The sequence below is a fragment of the Streptomyces sp. 71268 genome (genome assembly GCF_029392895.1).
Classification (GTDB): domain Bacteria; phylum Actinomycetota; class Actinomycetes; order Streptomycetales; family Streptomycetaceae; genus Streptomyces.
On the sequence record NZ_CP114200.1, the window covers coordinates 8201492 to 8217773 of the forward strand.

The following is a 16282-nucleotide window of genomic DNA, read 5'->3' on the forward strand; positions in this document are numbered from 1 at the left end:
GTCGCGGCCCCGCGTCCCCGGCCGGTGGTCGGGCCGAGCCGCCAGGTACCGCCCGGCCCCGGCCTCGCCGTCGCGTGGGCGGTGGGGCCGGCCGGGCGGGTGCTTCCGTACGGGGTGCCTAGCGGGCATCCTTCGGGACCGCGCGCTCGATGATCGCCTGGGTGTCAGCGCCGAGCGGCAGCGTGCCGAAGGCGTGCCCCCAGTCCCCGTCGAGCCGCGAGGCGCAGAACGCGTCCGCCACCGCCGGGTCGCCGTACCGGACCAGCAGCGCGCCCTGGAGCACCAGCGTCATCTGCTCGGCGAGCCGTCGGGCCAGTACCTGGGCCCGTACGGGATCGGCGAGTTGGCCGAGCAGCCCGCGTACCCGTGCCACCGCGGCGTCCAACCGCGCGTCGGCGCCGGCCGCCGCGTCCACCTCGGCCAGGAACGCGTCCACGGCGCCCGGCGTCTTCGCCAGCGCCCGCAGCAGGTCGAGGGCGGCCACGTTGCCCGAGCCCTCCCAGATCGACAGCAGCGGGGCCTCGCGGTAGAGCCGAGGCATGCCGGACTCCTCGACGTATCCGTTGCCGCCCAGGCACTCCAGCGCCTCCGCCGCGTGGCCGCTGCCGCGCTTGCACACCCAGTACTTGCCGGCCGCGAGCCCGACCCGGCGCAGCGCGCCCTCCCGCTCGTCGCCGGCCTCCGCCCGGTCCAGCGCGGCGGCCAGCCGCATCGCCAGCACGGTGGCGGCCTCCGACTCGATCGCGAGGTCGGCGAGCACGTGCCGCATCAGCGGCTGGTCGATCAACTCGGCGCCGAACGCCCGCCGGTGCGCCGCGTGGTGCACGGCCTGCCGCAACCCCGACCGCATCCCGGCCGCCGAGGCGATGACGCAGTCGAGCCGGGTGACGTTGACCATCTCCACGATGGTGCGCACCCCGCGCCCGGGCTCGCCCACCGGCCAGCCGACGGCCTGCTCGTACTCGATCTCGGCCGACGCGTTGGAACGGTTGCCCAACTTGTCCTTGAGCCGTTGCAGACGTAGCGGGTTGCGGCTGCCGTCGGGCAACACCCGTGGCAACAGGAAGCACGTCAGCCCCTCGGGCGCCTGCGCCAAGGTGAGGAACACGTCGCTCATGGGCGCGGAGGTGAACCACTTGTGCCCCGTGATCACATACGTGCCGTCGCCCGTCGGCGTGGCCGTCGTGGTGCCCTGTCGGACGTCGGAGCCACCCTGCTTCTCGGTCATCGACATGCCCGCGATCAGCCCCCGCTTGCCCAGCGGCGGGCGCAACCCGAAGTCGTACGTGGTCGAGGCGAGCAGCGGCCCGTACGCGGCGGACAGTTCGGGCTCGGCGCGCAGCGCGGGAATCGCCGCGTACGTCATGGAGATCGGGCACCCGTGGCCCGGCTCGGCCTGCGCCCACAGATAGAACTTCGCGGCCCGCACCAGGTGGGCGCCCGGCCGCTGGTCGGTCCACGCCGCGGCGTGCTGGCCGGAGGCGACCGCCTCGGTCATCAGGTGGTGCCAGGCCGGGTGGAACTCGACCTCGTCCACCCGGTGCCCGTACCGGTCATGGGTGTGCAGCACCGGCGGGTACGCCTCGGCCTGCCGCGCCCACTCCTGCACCTCGGCGGACCCGGCCCGCGCGCCCAGCGCGTGCAACTCCGGCTCGGCCCACCCGCCGCCCTCCCGGTCCACCGCGTCGAACAGGGCGACCTCGTCGGCGGTGCTGAAATCCGTCAGCGGCGGGGGCTGGTTGAGGACTTCATGGGTGGGGCTCACAGTGACCTCCGGGCGGCGCGACCGATTCCCTTACACTTCCATGATGCGTGACGCGAAACCGTAATGCACGGGGCTGGGGCGGCGGTTTCCGGTCGCATCGCCTCGGGGCACGTGACGCGGGACGGGCCGGTGGTGGCGTGGCCGGCACGGACGGGTCGAGCCGGGATGAGTCGGGATGGTTTGGGTCGGTACGGGTTGGAATGGGTGAGGACATGGGACAGGCGGAGCGCGGCGCGCCCGAACGCGGTCACGACAGCGGCACCGGCGGGCCGACGCACGACGCGGGCCGGCCCACCCTGCGCCCGCTGACCGCGCGGTCGATCGTGCTCAGCACGCTGCTGGGCCACCATCCCGCCGAACTGCCGGCGCGCGCACTCGTCCGCGCCGGGCAGGTCTTCGGCACCGCTGAGGGCACCATCAGGGTGGCCCTGACACGGATGGTCGCCGCGGGCGACCTCCAACAACGCGACGGGACCTACCGGCTGTCGGCCCGGCTGCTCGCCCGCCAGGCCCGCCAGGACGACAGCCGCGCCCCGCGACTGCGCCCCTGGTCCGGCGACTGGGAGATCGCCCTGGTCACCGGGGAGCGACGGCCCGCGACCGAGCGTGCCGCGCTGCGACAGGCAATGGCCACCCTGCGGCTGGCCGAACTGCGCGAGGGAAGCTGGCTGCGCCCCGCCAACCTGGAACGCCCCCGCCCACCCGCCGCGACCGACCAGTGCGCCTGGCTCACCGGCACCCCCGAGGGCGACCCGGCCCCGCTCGCCGCCCGCCTCTGGGACCTGGACGCCTGGGCCCGACAGGCCCGCTGGCTCCTCACGGCGCTGGCCGATGCCGACCGACTGGCCGACCGGTTCGCGGTGGCGGCGGCCATCCTGCGCCACCTGCTCACCGACCCGGTGCTCCCGGCCCCCCTGCTGCCCGACCGCTGGCCGGGCGACGCGCTCCGCGAGGCGTACGCCGCGTTCGAGGAGGAGTTCCGCACGACGGTGCTCGACCGGGTGGACTGACGGGGCTTGGGCCCCAGGCCGAGTGACGCTAGAAGTCCACCCAGGTCGCCTCGTCCGCCCGGGCCACCGACTCCTGCTCGAACTCGCGCTCGTACGCGGTGCGGATGTCCTCGATCGGGCCGTCCTGGGCGCCGGCCTGCGACCTGGGGTAGAGCAGGATCAGTTCGTAGGAGCGCTCGCGCTGGATGGTGCCGTGCCGGTCCCGCCACTGACCGCGCCCCTCCTGGAGGGTGAGCCCGGACGGGAAGCGTGGCGTGATCGTACGGTCCACGAAGGCGCGGAACTGCCGGTCGGTGACGGGCGCTCCTTCGTCGGCCCGGGCGGTGCCGAAGAAGAGCCGGGTCTCCACGTACGCCGTGCCACGGTGCACCACCGAGGCACCGGCCACCGGCACCGCGGAGCCCTCGTCCCGCGTGGCGTACGCGACGGGCGCGCTCAGCACGAGGACGGCTGCGCTGGCCAGGGCGGCGAACCGAAAGCGGGGCTTGGTGATCGACATGACGAGATCCCTTCACTGGGCGCGAGGCGGCGCGTGCCACTGCGTGGAGTGTGGCGCTCCGCGCGTCGGCTGGAACACCCGACCGTCGCCCGTCAGCCACGGACCTGGACGCCGGCCTGGGTTCTCCAACCCCACCTGCGACGGAACCACGCCGCGCGTGTCAGCGTCCGTCCAGGCATTCGCAAGATCGTGACCGTTGACGGAGGAACTCGGCCCATGACCGGAAGAGCTGCCCGCTACCTCTACCTCGCGCGGCACGGGGAGGCCACACCGGACGAGAGCGAGCTGACGGACAACGGACGCCGACAAGCCGTACTGCTTGGTGAACGACTGCGAGGCAGCCCTCTCTCGCTGGTCCTGCACGGCCCGCTCGCACGAGCGGAGCAGACGGCCCGACTGGTTGGCGAGCAACTCGACGGCGTGCCCGTGCGGGCGTCGGAGCTGGCCGGGGACTACGTCCCCTACCTGCCGCGGCGCGCGGAACTGCCGGCGGAGTCGGCCGACGGCATGCTCGCCCGCCTGTCCCAGTTCCCGGCCGAGGAACGCGAGCACGGACCGGCGCTGGCCGAGGCGGCCCTCGCCCACCTCGCCACACCCGTCGAGGGCGACGAGCCTCGACACGAGCTGGTCGTCACCCACAACTTTCTCATCGGCTGGCTCGTCCGAGCCGCCCTCGACGCGCCCCCGTGGCGCTGGATGGGCCTCAACCACGCCAACGCCGCACTGACCGTCATCCGGTACGCGCCGGACAGACCCGCCTCCGTGCTCTTCTACAACGACACGGGACACCTTCCCGCACCACTGCGCTGGACCGGCTTCCCGCCTGACCTGCACGTCTGACGGGTGGGTCGGAGTAAGGGGCGAATGGCGCCGTCGCGCAGGGCCCATGTCGTGGGCCCCGACGGCGCCGCCCCGTTACAGCCAGCCGCGCTCGCGGGCGATGCGGGCGGCGACGTGACGGTTCTCCGCGCCGAGCTTGGTCGCCGCGGCCGACAGGTAGTTGCGTACCGTGCCCGGAGACAGCGCCGCCCGGGTCGCGATCTCGGCGACCGGCGCTCCGTCCGCGGCCAGGGACAGGAGTTCCGCCTCGCGGGCGGTCAGCGGCGACGCGCCGGCGGCGATGGCGTCAGCCGCCAACTCGGAGTCAACGTAGCGACCCCCCTCGTGCACCGTACGGATGATCTCCGCCAGCTGCCGCGCCGAGACCGTCTTGGGGACGAAGCCGCGGACCCCGGCTGCCAGCGCCTGCCGCAGGGCCCCGGCCCCGGCGTGGCTGGTGACGATCATCGCCGTGCACTCCGGCACCGTCTCGCGCAGCTTCGCCGCCACCGCGACGCCGTCCGGACCGGGCATCCGTAGGTCCAGGACGGCCACGTCGGGGCGGTGGGCGCGGGCCATGGCGAGGGCCTCGTCACCCGAGCCGGCCTCCGCCACGACGGCGATGTCGTCCTCCAGCGCCAGGAGCGCGGCGAGGGCGCCGCGGATGAGGTGCTCGTCGTCCGCCAGCAGGATTCTGATCACGCGGACGCCTCCCAGGGGATGCGCGCGGTCAGGCGGAAGGTGCCGCCCGGACACCGTTCCGTGGACAGTACGCCGTCCAACTCGGCCAAGCGCTCGCGTAGCCCGGGCAGGCCGGCGCCGCCGGCAGCGGGCTCGGCACCCGCCCCGTCGTTCTCCATCACCAGCACCGCCGAGCCCGCCGCCGTCGCGCGCACCGACAGCTCGCAGCGTGAGGCGCCGGACGCGTGCCGGAGCACGTTCGTCGTCCCCTCGCGAACCACCCAGCCCAGCGCCGACTGCACGTCGGCGGGCAGCCGTGCCGCCGGGCCGTCCTCGATCCGGCAGTCGATCCCGGCCGCTTCGAGCACGGAGCGGGCGCCGGCCAGTTCGGTGTGCAGGTCGGCGGTCCGGTAGCCGCGTACCACCGCGCGAATCTCGCGCTGCGACTCCCGCGCGATACGCTGCACCTCCTCCATCTGCTCCACCGCCTCCTCCCTTCCCCGGCGCGCGAGTTGGGCCGCGAGCTCACTCTTCAGCGCGACCACGGCGAGGTTGCGGCCGAGCACGTCGTGCAGGTCACGGCCGAAGCGCAACCGCTCCTCGGCCACGGCGAGGCGGGCCTGCGTCTCCCGGGCCGCGACCAACCTCTCGATGAGGTGCACGCCCCCGCCGGAGGCGCGGAGCGCCACCGCCATGAACGGCACCAGGAGCAGGCTGGCGCCGGTCACCAGGACCAGCGGCCGGCCACCCAGCCCGGCCGCCGCCGCCCCCGCGATCGTCACCACCGCCACCGCCGGGACCAGCACGACACTGGTACGCGGCGCGAGCGCCAGGGCTGGCGGGCCGGCGTAGAACATCAGCAGCCACAGCAGGTACGACTCCAGGTCGCTGCCCTCGATGCGGCCGTCGGCCAGCAGCGCGCAGCCCAGGCCGGCCATGGCGAGGGTGACCGCGGTGTACAGCGCGACCAGCGGGCCCGGGCGCGGGGCCGCGCCGAGGTAGTGGCGCAGGGCCGCCCGGGCGAGCAGCGCGTGGACGCCGACGTGTGTCACACCCAGCGCCGCCACCAGGGCCAGCCAGCGCCCGTCAGCGTCCGACGTCGCGAGCCAGAACGCCCACAGACCAGCCTCGAAGAGGGCGAGGAAGGTGATGCTGGAGAGCGTGTAACGACGGTAGCGTTCGGGGCCGCCCGGGCCCCCGAACCGCTCCACCCACGTGTCCACGTTCAGGCTCCCCGGCACCTTCACCTCGCTCGCCACCCTCAACTCCGTGGCCCCCAGCGGAACCACCGACGCACAGCAAACACCGCCAGGCCCGTCCACACCAAGGCGAGGACCGTCGCCCGGACCTGCTCCGCGCCGCCCAGGTCGCCGGTCCAGCCACCCCGCAGCAGGTCCATCACCGGCGAGAACGGCAGCCAGGCGGCGACACCGACCACCGCGTCCGGCAGCAACTCGCGTGGCGCGAAGACCCCGGAACCACCCATGGTCACCAACAGGAACGGCAGGTACGTCACCTGCGCGCTCTCCGCCGTCCGGGTGAACGCCGCCGTCAGCGCCGCCCCGACGACCAGCATCGCCATCCCGAGGACCAGGCCGAGCACCACCAGGTGCCAGGCGACCGGCGCCCGCGCGTCCAGGAACACGGTCATCCCGGCCCCCAACAGCGCGGACTGCGCCAGTGCCAGCCAGAGCGCCGGCAGCGCGCTGCCGATGAGGATCTCCCCGTCGCGCAGCTCTCCGGTACGCAGCCGCTTGAGGACGAGGCCTTCGCGGCGCACGACGTACACGCCGACCAGGTTCGTGTAGACGGCGAAGAGCAGCGCCATCGCCAGCGCGGCGGGCAGCATGACGGTGGCCACCGACAGGCCGGTACCGTCGAGGTCCAACCTGTCGACCATGCCGCGCATCGCGAAGGCCGCCGTGCTGGGCAGGAGCACCACGGTCACCAGGGACGCCCTGCTGCGCAGCAGCAGCGTCAGCTCGGCTCGACCGAGGGCGGCCATGCGGGCCGTGGTGGAACCCCGCGTGGGCGCGGCCGCGAGCGGGGGTGCCGATGCGGTGTGCGTCGCCGACGTCAGCACCGTGCTTCCTCGCTCTCCAGGCCCCGCGCGATCGCCATGAACGCCTCCTCCAGCGTCGCCGAGCGGGCGTCGAGACCGCGCAGTTCCACACCCTCGTCCCGGGCCCACGACAGCAGCGCCGTCGCCGTGCGCTGCAGGTCGACGGTCTCCAGCCTCACCTGCGGGCCGGCCGACTCGTGCCCGGTCACGCCCAGTGGCGCGAGCGGCGGCAGCTCGCCCAGGAAGCGGTCCGGCGGCAGTTCGAAGCTGATCCGCGCGGGCCGCTCGGCGACCACGTCGGACACCCGGCCCGAGGTGGCGATCAACCCCTCGTGCATGATCGCCAACCGGTCGGCCAGATGCTCCGCCTCCTCCAGGTAGTGCGTGGTGAGCAACACCGTCGTGCCCTGTTCCGTCAGCTCGCTGATCAGCTCCCAGGTGTCGCGGCGGGACTGCACGTCCAGGCCCGTCGTCGGCTCGTCGAGGAACAGCACCTCCGGCCGCCCCAGCAGGGCGAGCGCGAGGTCCAGGCGGCGGCGCTCGCCGCCGGAGAGTTGCTTGACCCGTACCTTCCCGCGCCCGGCCAGGCGCACGGTCTCCAGAGCCTCGTCCACGGGGCGGGCACCGCTGGTGCAGCCCGCCCACATCCGCGCGGTCTCGACCACCGTCAACTCCGTCGGGAACCCGCCCTCCTGCAGCATCACGCCGATGCGGGGCCGGACGGTGGCGCGTTCGCGGTACGGGTCACGGCCGAGCACGCGCACGGATCCGGCGGCGGGGGCGGCCTGCCCCTCCAGGAGTTCGAGGGTGGAGGTCTTCCCGGCGCCGTTGGTGCCCAGGAGGGCGAAGAGCTCACCACGCGCGACGGTGAGGTCGATGCCGCGCACGGCCTCGAAGCCCCGATAACGGCGCCGCAGGTCCGCGGTTTCGATGACTGTTTCCATGTGGTCCAGCGTTCCGGCGCACCGGGCCCGGTAGCAGTGCGGGTCTGTCACGAGGCCGAATGACATCTGTCATGTCGGGCCCCGGGCGCGGGCCCGGTGGGCGCACCGGCCCGGGACCCGCGTCGGCGGTCCGCGCGTACGGCCGCCGGCGGGCTGGGTTATGGGCTGGGCGGTGGATGGGCGGTGCCAGTGCGGCTACGTCCGGTCAGGGGCGGGCAGGCCGATGGGGTTGGGGAACCGCAGCGCGGTCGCACACGCTCGGGCCAGGGGCGTGAGCAGCGGTATCAGCCGCTCGGGGACGGCGGCGCCCGCGTCCCGCCAGGGGCGCGCGGCCGCCCGGTTGGTGGTCTGCTCGATCTCGCGCAGCGCCTGCCGGCCCCGCTCCGTCGTCGCGCCGGCCGAGGTCAGCAGGCCGCGCCCGCCCAGTCGCTCGGACGCCGCGGCCCACTCCTCGTCGGTCCATCCCCGGTACGGCTGAAGCTCGGAGCGCGGCAGGTCGGTCCCCGCGCGCAGGACGAGCACCTCGCAGCCGTCCAACCCCGCCGCCACCAGCGCCGCCACGTGCCCGTCGCCCCGGTGCTCGCGCAGCAGCGTCGCCGCGTGCCAGAGCCGGGCCAACGGCTCGTCCGGCAGCGGTAGCGCGGTGTTCGCGGCGGCCAACACGCGCCCCGCGCAGTCGAGCCGGGCCGCTATCGCGACAAGCTCATCGGCCGCCCGCTCGGCCGCCGCTTCCTGGCCGGCCAGCAGGCGCCGCAGCGCCGTGACCGCGCCGGCCTGCCGCAACTCCAGCGCCCGCCGTGGCGGAACCGTCTGCCATACCGCGGGCAGCGCCCTGGCCACCATGGTCGGCGCGAAGGTGAAGAACGCGGCCGTGATCGGCTCGGGCCCCACCGCGCCGAGCGGTGCCGCCCGGCCCGCGAAGTAGCCCGGCCAGAACCCCTCCAGGCCGGCGGCGTTGAACCCGGCGTGCGCGTCGGGCGCGAAGTAGCTCACGGCGTGCAGCGGCTCGATGAGGGGCCACAGGGTGCCGGCGATCCGTTCCGGCTCGGTCATGTCTCCACCTTCCTTGCCTTTCTCGGGTAGGGGGCGCGTTCTGCCCCCGTCACGGGGAGCCTCCCGCGCGGGCCGCCGGGGTGGCCCCGGGGCGGTGTGCCCGCGTCGGCTCCGGCACGCAGGCCGTGCGGCGCAGCAGGGTCAGGAACCGCCCGGCGAGGACCGGATGACCGGCCGGCGACGGATGCAGTCGGTCCGTGCCCTCGGGTTCGAGCAGCAGCGGCACGCAGCTCGGCCCGAACACCCGCGGCCCGTGCAGGTAGTGCAGCCGACTGTCACCGTGCTCGCGCAGTATCCGTACCGCCTGCCGCACCCGCTCGCGGCTCTCCCGGACCGTCAGGCCCGACGGTCCGGCCACCTCCTCACGGTCGGGGGCGACGATGGTGGACATCACGCCGAACGGCGTGTCCGGATGGCCGTCGCGCACGGTGCGTACGAAGCCGATCAGGGCGGCCGTCAGCGACGCGCCGCTGTGCGTGCCGAGGGTGTGGACGTTGATGCCGACGCAGATGGTGAGCAACTCCGCTGGCAGGTCTCGCATCAGCCGCGCGGTCATCGGCTGGAGGTAACACCCCGCACCCAGTGCCAACGAGGTCAGGTCCCAGCCGGCCCGCCGCGCCACCAACGCCGGCCAGGTGCGACTGGGCGAGTGCGCGCCGCGGCCCAGCGATATGGAGCTGCCGTAGTGCACCCAGCGCGGTCGGTCGCCGGGCGGGTCGGCCGCCACCGTCGCGCCCGCGGCAAGAGTGAGGCCGCGCAGCCGGAACCGGTGGTAGTACGGCAGCCACAACTCCACGACCGGCGGCGGCCCGGCCGGCGCGCTCCGCGTGGGTCCGGGCGCCGCCGCCAGTTCCGACACGCGGAACTCCGCGTCCCGGCCGTGCGTCTCCAGCGCCACCGACGCCACGAGCCGCCCGTCACGCAGCACGTCCAGGCGGGCGCGCTCGGGCGGGCCCGCCAGCCGTGGCGCCGGGTCGGCCTGGTACCGACAGTGCAGCCAGGGGCTGTCGGTGCGCAGCGTGACGCGCACCCCCGACGGCATCGCGGCCCGCCCGACCCCGCCCTCCGGCAGGTGCAGCGCGGCCTCCTCGTACGGCAGCCGCCAGGGCGCGGTCCAATGCGGGGTGCGCTCAAGGGAGACCGCGCCCCGGTAGCGCAACAGCGGGTCGTCGTGGGCGAGCGACCGCGCGGCGGGCCCGCTCATCGCGGCTCGTCCAGGGCCACCATCGCGGCGAGCGCGCGCACCGTGTTCGCGTTGCGGGCGGTGCCGAACAGGCCCAGCCGCTTCTCCCACAGCGCCTGGGTGAGCCTGGACCGCCGCACCCCGCCCGGGCAGTGCACGTAGATCTCGCGCTCGCCGACGTGGAACTGGTCCGGTGCGTACGCGGCCGGGTCGAGGTCGGCCAGCCGCGCGCGGTCCACCGGTCCGGAGAGGAAGGTGACCAGCAGTTGGGCGGGGTCGATGTCGCGGCCGGGGAAGGGGTTCCGCGCGGCGACGCGGCACAGTTCGTCACCCTCGTGGACGAGCACGCGCACATCGAGCGAGAGTCGCTCGGCGATGGCCCGCTCCAGCGCCTCGCCCAACGCGTCCGGGCCCGCACAACCCGTGGGCGGGACGAACACCGCGTTGCCGCTCCGCAGATAGGTGCGCACCTCCTCACACCCCAGGTCAGCGAGCAACTCCCGCAGGGTGGCCATGGGAACGCCGCGGTGCTCACCCACGTTGATGCCGCGCAACAGCGCCACGTATCTCATCACGGGCCAACCGTAACCGCGACCACTGACAGTGACCGGTGACAGTCGGCGCGGGCGGGCACTCGCGGGCCCGGTGGCGAGCGGTACGGTCGGACGCGACGCCCAGCTCGGGCTCGCCGCGCCGTGCGGACCCGGGCCGGGGTAGCGATGAAGGTCTCGGACTCCCTGCCGCGAAGCCCCTGGGGGCCAGGGCCACTTGGCAGGGAAGAAGCTGGAGTCGCTGCGGCAGGAGTCGTGGTCGGCGTGCCTGGACCAGGATGGAGCGTGCTGACCGAGGAAGAGCCGCTGCTGCCGCCCGCACCGGCTGACACGGAACCGCCAGAACCCCTCGCTGCGGCAGCCGTCAACTGCAAGGGCAAGAGTCAGGCCACCATGGCGAAGACGGGAAGAACCCTAAGAGCGATCCGCAAGGCATCGTCACGGCCTACAAACCGAATAGGTTGGCAGAGGAAGAGGCACTTTGCTAGGACTCTCATATGTCAACTGACGACGGGCAACGAGTTCGCAACCTTCTCTTGCCTCACTTGATGGGGCAGTTGGACGACTCCTCCGCGACACTTGACGTACAGGAGATCGAGGTTGTTTCGCGAGGCCGCAGTTTCGATGTAGTGCTGGAACTGCTGGCGTACGGCGAGCGGTGGAGAGTTCGTCTTCCCCGGGACAACTCCGACAGCATCCTTTTCAACGGCGCCCCGGCTCCGCATGTGGTGAGATCAGTTGCCAACATGATCCGTATCCACCTCTTCGAGTGGTGGCATACCAAGGATCGTGAACGTCGATCTGCGGCCATGGGGGAGCGTCTTTCGTGACGGCTCGGCGCCCGGCAGACCTGTAGGGCGTTCCGGGCGCCGAGCTTCCGGCTAAGAGCCGTCCCGTAAGGGGCGTGAAGTCGACTGGGGCATGGCGGGGCGCCGTGCGACCCGCTCGCCTATACGGTGAGCGCGCCGTGAACGGACCGCTGCTGTTCCCCGACGGGGACGGGCCACTCAACCCCTATGCGGCCAAGCCTGAGAGGCGTCCCGACGGTTACATCACATTCAGACCCCCGGAACGAGCGGCCGGACCACAAGGACAGCCGGTCGGGCACGGGAAGGCCGCCCGTGCCCGCCGGAACATCCGACTCATGCCTCTAGATGCTCACCCCGTGCGCTCTGAGATACGCCACCGGGTTGATGTCCGAGCCATAGCCGGGCCCGGTGCGGATCTCGAAGTGGAGGTGGGGGCCGGTGCTGTTGCCGGTGGAGCCGGAACGGCCGATGCGCTGTCCGCCGCTGACGGGTTGCCCCTCGCGCACCGCGATCTGTGAGAGGTGGGCGTACTGGCTGTACTTGCCGTCCGCGTGCCGGATCACGACCTGGTACCCGTACGCGTCACCCCAGCCGGAGGAGACGACGGTGCCCGGGCCGACCGCCCTGACCGAGGTGCCGATCGACACCGGGAAGTCCACGCCCGTGTGGTAGCCACGGGACCAGCTCGAACCCGCCACGCGGTACCCGGTGGTGACGCCCACGCCGCTGACCGGCGCGGTGTAGCCGCCGGTCGCGGGGGCCGGCCGCTTCCGCTGCTCCGGCACGCGCTCCGGCTTGTGCCGCGGCTTAGGCGCCGGCTTCTGGGTCGGCTTGGGCGCTGGCTTGCTCACCTGCTGGCGACTGTCGTCCTTGGGGCGCGGCTTCACCGAGGGCCGCTCGGGCGCCTTCGGCGCGGGCTTCGGCCGCGTCGTGGGCGGCGTCTTGGCCTGCGGGCGCTTGGGTTGGGCCGGCGCCGCCGAGCCGCCTTTCAGGGACAGCCGCTGACCCGGCAGAATCAGGTCCGGGTCCTGGCCGATGGTCGGCCGGTTGGCCTCGTACAGCCCCCGCCAACCCCCGCGCACATCGTGCTCGTTGGCGATGCCCGAGAGCGTGTCGCCGTTCACCACCACGTACGGGCCGGCCTTGGGGCCGCGGCCGGGCAGTGAGGTGGGGGTCGTCTCGACCTTGCGCTGCTTCCCGGCCGCCGTCGTGACCTGCCCCGTCGTCGCGGGGGCGGACTTGGCCTGGGGCAGCGCGTCGCCTCGCGTCAGGACGGAGCCGGAGCAGTTGGGCCAGGCCTGCGGGCCCTGGGCGGCCAACACCTTCTCGGCGACCGCTATCTGCTGCTCCCGCGTGGCCAGGTCAGCGCGCGGCGCGTAGGCGGCGCCGCCGTACTCCTGCCAGGTGCTCTGCGAGAACTGGAGCCCGCCGTAGTAGCCGTTGCCCGTGTTGATGTCCCAGTTGTTGGTGCTCTCGCATCGGGCCACCTTGTCCCAGGCTTCCTGGGAGGCGGCGCTCGCACCGGCCGCCGCGATGAGCGGCAGGGCCATCCCCGCGCCACTGGCGGTGACGGTGAGCGACGCACGGGAGACCCGGTTGGGCTGGTGGCGGCGATGGCGACCACGTACGGACATAGCGCGTTCCTCTCGCTGCACCCGTGGACGGGTGTTCGGCGCGCCACAGCGTAGGGCCGCCACCGAACCCGCTACAAGAGGGCATTGGCCCACCGTTTCGCTACGTCGCGCGCCCTTCTCGCGCCGTGGTCGGAGACGCCGCAGCGCGCGACGGCAGACCGCGTCCGCTGGCCGTCGCAGGGCGTCGAACACGTACCAGGTCAGCGCCTGTTGGCTGATGGAGGCTGGGTAACAAGCCGGCGGTGGTGCACTGCCGGGGTGGTGTGGAGTGGGTGGGGAGTTCGCGCGCCACGTTCGTCACGACGAAGCGCTGTTTCCGAGCCGTACCGACTGGTTAGTCTGCGCTCGGGCGGTCCCTCGTGCCCGCCTGCCCATCGACCGATCGCGGGAGGCCAGCGAATGCGAGCACGGCGGGTGTACGGGAGCGGCGAGCCGCGCCCCGGTAGGGCACCACAGGCATTACCCGAGCCGGGCGCGACGCTGCCAGCGCTCCGGGCCGCGCGCTCCAATCTGCCTGCCGGGCCCCGGCGCCCGGGTCGCCGCCTGGCCGGTCCGGCACCGCGGCAGGCCGTGCGCGGAGCGGTTCGCGGCGTTCCGACCCTCGGTCTGGCGCGGACCCGATGAGCCGCGCAGAGACCAGCCCCGAAGCCGCGGACGCCGCGCCGACCGAGCCGGTGGACGCGGCCGAAGTGCGGCGAGCGGTGCGCCAGTTGCTCGCCACGCACGACCCGACCACCACCGCGCGGATCGACTTCCTGCGCGCCCAGTTCGACGCCGGACTCGCCTGGGTGCACTATCCGGTTGGGCTCGGCGGCCTCGGCGCGCCGCGCGCGCTGCAGAGCCTGGTCACCGCCGAACTCGCCGCCGCGGGCGCCCCCGACAACGACCCGCGCCGTATCGGCATCGGCCTCGGCATGGCCGCTCCGACCATCCTGCACTACGGCACCGAGGAGCAACAGCGCCGGCTGCTGCGCCCGCTGTGGACGGGCGAGGAGGTGTGGTGCCAACTCTTCAGCGAACCCGGCGCCGGTTCCGACCTCGCCGCGCTCGGCACCCGCGCGGTCTACGTCCCGGCCCCGGGCGGCGACCGGGACACCCTCGCGGACGGCGCGCGGGCGGGGGAGTGGATCGTCGACGGGCAGAAGGTGTGGACCTCCCAGGCCCATCTCGCGCGCTGGGCCATCCTCATCGCCCGCACCGACCCCGATCTCCCCAAGCACCGTGGCATCACCTACTTCATCTGCGACATGACCGACCCCGGGGTCGAAGTGCGCCCGCTGCGCCAACTCACCGGCGAGGCCGAGTTCAACGAGGTCTTCCTCACCGGCGTGCGTATCCCCGACGACCGGCGCCTGGGCGCCGTGGGGGAGGGTTGGCGGGTCGCGCAGACCACGCTGATGAACGAGCGGGTGGCCATCGGTGGCGGCAGCGTGCCCCGCGAGCACGGCATGATCGGCGTCGCCGCGCGCGCCTGGCGCGACCACCCCGAGCTGCGCACGCACGACCTGCACCAGCGCCTGTTGCGGCTGTGGGTGGAGGCCGAGGCCGCCCGGTACGCCGGTCAGCGGCTGGGCCAGCAACTCGCCGTCGGCCAGCCGGGTCCCGAAGGGTCGGCCATGAAGCTGGCCTTCGCCCGGCTGAACCAGGAGATCAGCGGCCTGGAGGTGGAGCTGATGGGCGAGGCGGGCCTGGCGTACGACGACTGGACCATGCGCCGGCCCGACCTCGTGGACTTCACGGCGCGCGAGGCCGGCTACCGCTACCTGCGGGCCAGGGGCAACTCCATCGAGGGCGGCACCTCCGAAATCCTGCTCAACATCGTCGCCGAACGCGTGCTCGGCCTGCCGCCCGAGCCGCGCGCCGACAAGGACGCCGCCTGGAAGGACCTGCCCCGATGACGCACACCGACCCGGCCCCCACGCCACTCCGGCCGGCCGCCCCGAGCAACGCCCCCGACCTGCTCTACCGCGAGCACGAGGAGGACCTGAGGTCCGCCGTACGGGCGCTGCTCGCCGACCGGCTGCCAACGGGGGCCGTGCTCGCGCACATCGACGCGGGCCGGGCGTACGACGCCGGGCTCTGGCGGGTCCTCGCCACCGACCTCGGCCTCGCCGGGCTCCTGGTCCCCGACGCGCTCGGCGGGCAGGGCGCCGGTGCCCGGGAAGCCGCCGTCGTCCTGGAGGAGTTGGGCCGCGCGGTGGCCCCGGTGCCGTACCTGACCAGTGCCGTCATCGCCACCGAAGCCCTGCTGGCCTGCGCCGGGGTCAGCAACGGGGCAGCGTCCCACGGGTCCGCCGCCGTGCCGGGCCCGCCCGCCGATGCCGCGCCGCCGACAGTGACTCAGCCCGCCGGCCGGGCCGAGGAGGCCGATGCCGTAGTGGCCACCGAACTGCTCGCGGCGCTCGCCACGGGGGAGCGGATCGGGGTGCTCGCCGTACCACTGTCCACCGCCCCCGGGACGGCACACCCCACCGCCGTACGGGCCGACACCGCCGCCGTACGGGCCGACGCGCGCGCCACCCTCACCGGCGAGGTCACCAGCGTCGCTGACGCGCTCGCCGCCGCCGTGCTGCTGGTCCCGGCGCGCGGCCCGGCGGGCGCGGGCCTCTACGCGGTGGACACCGGCGCCGCCATCTCGCCGGGACTCCGCCTGGAGCCGACCACCGCGCTGGACCCGACGCGCCCGCTCGCCCGGGTCGGCCTGGACGGCGCGCCGGCCCGCCGCGTCGCCGGGCCCGTGGCGGCCGGCGCGGCGATCGACCGGGCGCTGCGGGCCGGGGCCGGGCTGCTGGCCTCCGAACAGCTGGGGCTCGCCGAATGGTGCCTGGCCGAGACCGTGCGCCACACCGGGGAACGGCACCAGTTCGGCCGCCCGGTCGGCTCCTTCCAGGCGCTCAAGCACCGGATGGCCCGGATCTGGCTCGACCTCGTCTCGACCCGCGCGGCGGCCCGTGCCGCTGCGGACGCCCTGGCTGCCGGTGCCCCGGACACGCCGGTCGCCGTGGCCGTCGCCCAGGCCCACGCCGCACGCGTCGCGGTGCACGCCGCGCAGGAGTGCGTCCAACTGCACGGCGGCATCGGCATGACCTGGGAACACCCCGCGCACCTGTACCTCAAGCGCGCCAAGAGCGACGAAATCGCCCTCGGCACGCCGGGCCGCCACCAGGAGGCGCTGGCCGACCTCGTCGACCTGCCGGCCCCACCCGCCTGAGCGGCCCGGCCACACCGCCTCGGGCAGGACAGGAGTCACGACAGGACAGAGGGACAAAACG

The 16282-nt window shown here is 73.9% G+C and carries 15 protein-coding genes; 5 read left to right on the plus strand and 10 right to left on the minus strand.

Annotated elements, in window-relative coordinates; genetic code table 11:
* Positions 1–118 precede the first annotated feature (118 nt).
* Complete coding sequence (locus tag OYE22_RS32610; protein ID WP_277323799.1) at positions 119–1765, minus strand: acyl-CoA dehydrogenase family protein; 1647 nt, start codon at positions 1763–1765, stop codon at positions 119–121.
* A gap of 212 nt (positions 1766–1977) precedes the next feature.
* Between OYE22_RS32610 and OYE22_RS32615 the strand changes: the two genes are divergently transcribed.
* Positions 1978–2775: a PaaX family transcriptional regulator C-terminal domain-containing protein gene (locus tag OYE22_RS32615; RefSeq protein WP_277323800.1), complete on the plus strand. Its 798-nt coding sequence runs from the start codon at positions 1978–1980 to the stop codon at positions 2773–2775.
* A gap of 28 nt (positions 2776–2803) precedes the next feature.
* Here OYE22_RS32615 and OYE22_RS32620 read toward each other — a convergent pair whose 3' ends face one another.
* Positions 2804–3274 (minus strand): DUF3574 domain-containing protein, encoded by a 471-nt coding sequence (locus tag OYE22_RS32620; protein ID WP_277323801.1) that lies wholly within the window; start codon positions 3272–3274, stop codon positions 2804–2806.
* 216 nt (positions 3275–3490) lie between these two features.
* Here OYE22_RS32620 and OYE22_RS32625 point away from each other — a divergent pair, with 216 nt between their 5' ends.
* Positions 3491–4114, plus strand: a complete 624-nt coding sequence (locus OYE22_RS32625) for a histidine phosphatase family protein (RefSeq protein WP_277323802.1) — start codon at positions 3491–3493, stop codon at positions 4112–4114.
* A 75-nt stretch (positions 4115–4189) separates the two neighbouring features.
* On the opposite strand, the gene OYE22_RS32630 is transcribed toward OYE22_RS32625, so the two are convergent.
* The 7 genes from OYE22_RS32630 to OYE22_RS32660 all read right to left on the minus strand — a co-directional run bounded on the left by OYE22_RS32630 (position 4190) and on the right by OYE22_RS32660 (position 10588).
* Positions 4190–4795: a response regulator transcription factor gene (locus OYE22_RS32630; RefSeq protein WP_277323803.1), complete on the minus strand. Its 606-nt coding sequence runs from the start codon at positions 4793–4795 to the stop codon at positions 4190–4192.
* On the minus strand, positions 4792–6033 hold the full coding sequence (locus OYE22_RS32635; RefSeq protein WP_277323804.1) for a histidine kinase: 1242 nt from the start codon (positions 6031–6033) through the stop codon (positions 4792–4794). Before OYE22_RS32635 ends, OYE22_RS32630 begins: the two co-directional genes overlap by 4 nt.
* A 2-nt stretch (positions 6034–6035) precedes the next feature.
* Complete coding sequence (locus OYE22_RS32640) at positions 6036–6779, minus strand: ABC transporter permease (RefSeq protein WP_277323805.1); 744 nt, start codon at positions 6777–6779, stop codon at positions 6036–6038.
* Between the two features lie 71 nt (positions 6780–6850).
* The gene (locus OYE22_RS32645; RefSeq protein ID WP_277323806.1) at positions 6851–7780 is read right to left on the minus strand and encodes an ABC transporter ATP-binding protein; all 930 of its coding nucleotides are present in this window, start codon (positions 7778–7780) and stop codon (positions 6851–6853) included.
* Between the two features lie 195 nt (positions 7781–7975).
* A complete protein-coding gene (locus tag OYE22_RS32650; protein WP_277323807.1) occupies positions 7976–8833 on the minus strand; it encodes a hypothetical protein in 858 nt (285 codons plus the stop codon).
* 49 nt (positions 8834–8882) lie between these two features.
* Positions 8883–10037: a GDSL-type esterase/lipase family protein gene (locus OYE22_RS32655; protein WP_277323808.1), complete on the minus strand. Its 1155-nt coding sequence runs from the start codon at positions 10035–10037 to the stop codon at positions 8883–8885.
* Complete coding sequence (locus OYE22_RS32660; RefSeq protein WP_277324430.1) at positions 10034–10588, minus strand: DUF1697 domain-containing protein; 555 nt, start codon at positions 10586–10588, stop codon at positions 10034–10036. The genes OYE22_RS32655 and OYE22_RS32660 overlap by 4 nt, the downstream gene beginning before the upstream one ends.
* A gap of 476 nt (positions 10589–11064) precedes the next feature.
* Here OYE22_RS32660 and OYE22_RS32665 point away from each other — a divergent pair, with 476 nt between their 5' ends.
* The gene (locus OYE22_RS32665) at positions 11065–11397 is read left to right on the plus strand and encodes a hypothetical protein (protein WP_277323809.1); all 333 of its coding nucleotides are present in this window, start codon (positions 11065–11067) and stop codon (positions 11395–11397) included.
* Between the two features lie 320 nt (positions 11398–11717).
* Here OYE22_RS32665 and OYE22_RS32670 read toward each other — a convergent pair whose 3' ends face one another.
* Positions 11718–13010: a transglycosylase family protein gene (locus OYE22_RS32670; RefSeq protein WP_277323810.1), complete on the minus strand. Its 1293-nt coding sequence runs from the start codon at positions 13008–13010 to the stop codon at positions 11718–11720.
* A gap of 620 nt (positions 13011–13630) precedes the next feature.
* On the opposite strand from OYE22_RS32670, the gene OYE22_RS32675 reads away from it, so the two are divergent.
* The gene (locus tag OYE22_RS32675; protein ID WP_277323811.1) at positions 13631–14908 is read left to right on the plus strand and encodes an acyl-CoA dehydrogenase family protein; all 1278 of its coding nucleotides are present in this window, start codon (positions 13631–13633) and stop codon (positions 14906–14908) included.
* Entirely contained in the window at positions 14905–16221 is a 1317-nt protein-coding gene (locus OYE22_RS32680) for an acyl-CoA dehydrogenase family protein (protein ID WP_277323812.1), read from the plus strand. The genes OYE22_RS32675 and OYE22_RS32680 overlap by 4 nt, the downstream gene beginning before the upstream one ends.
* The last annotated feature ends 61 nt before the right edge of the window (positions 16222–16282 follow it).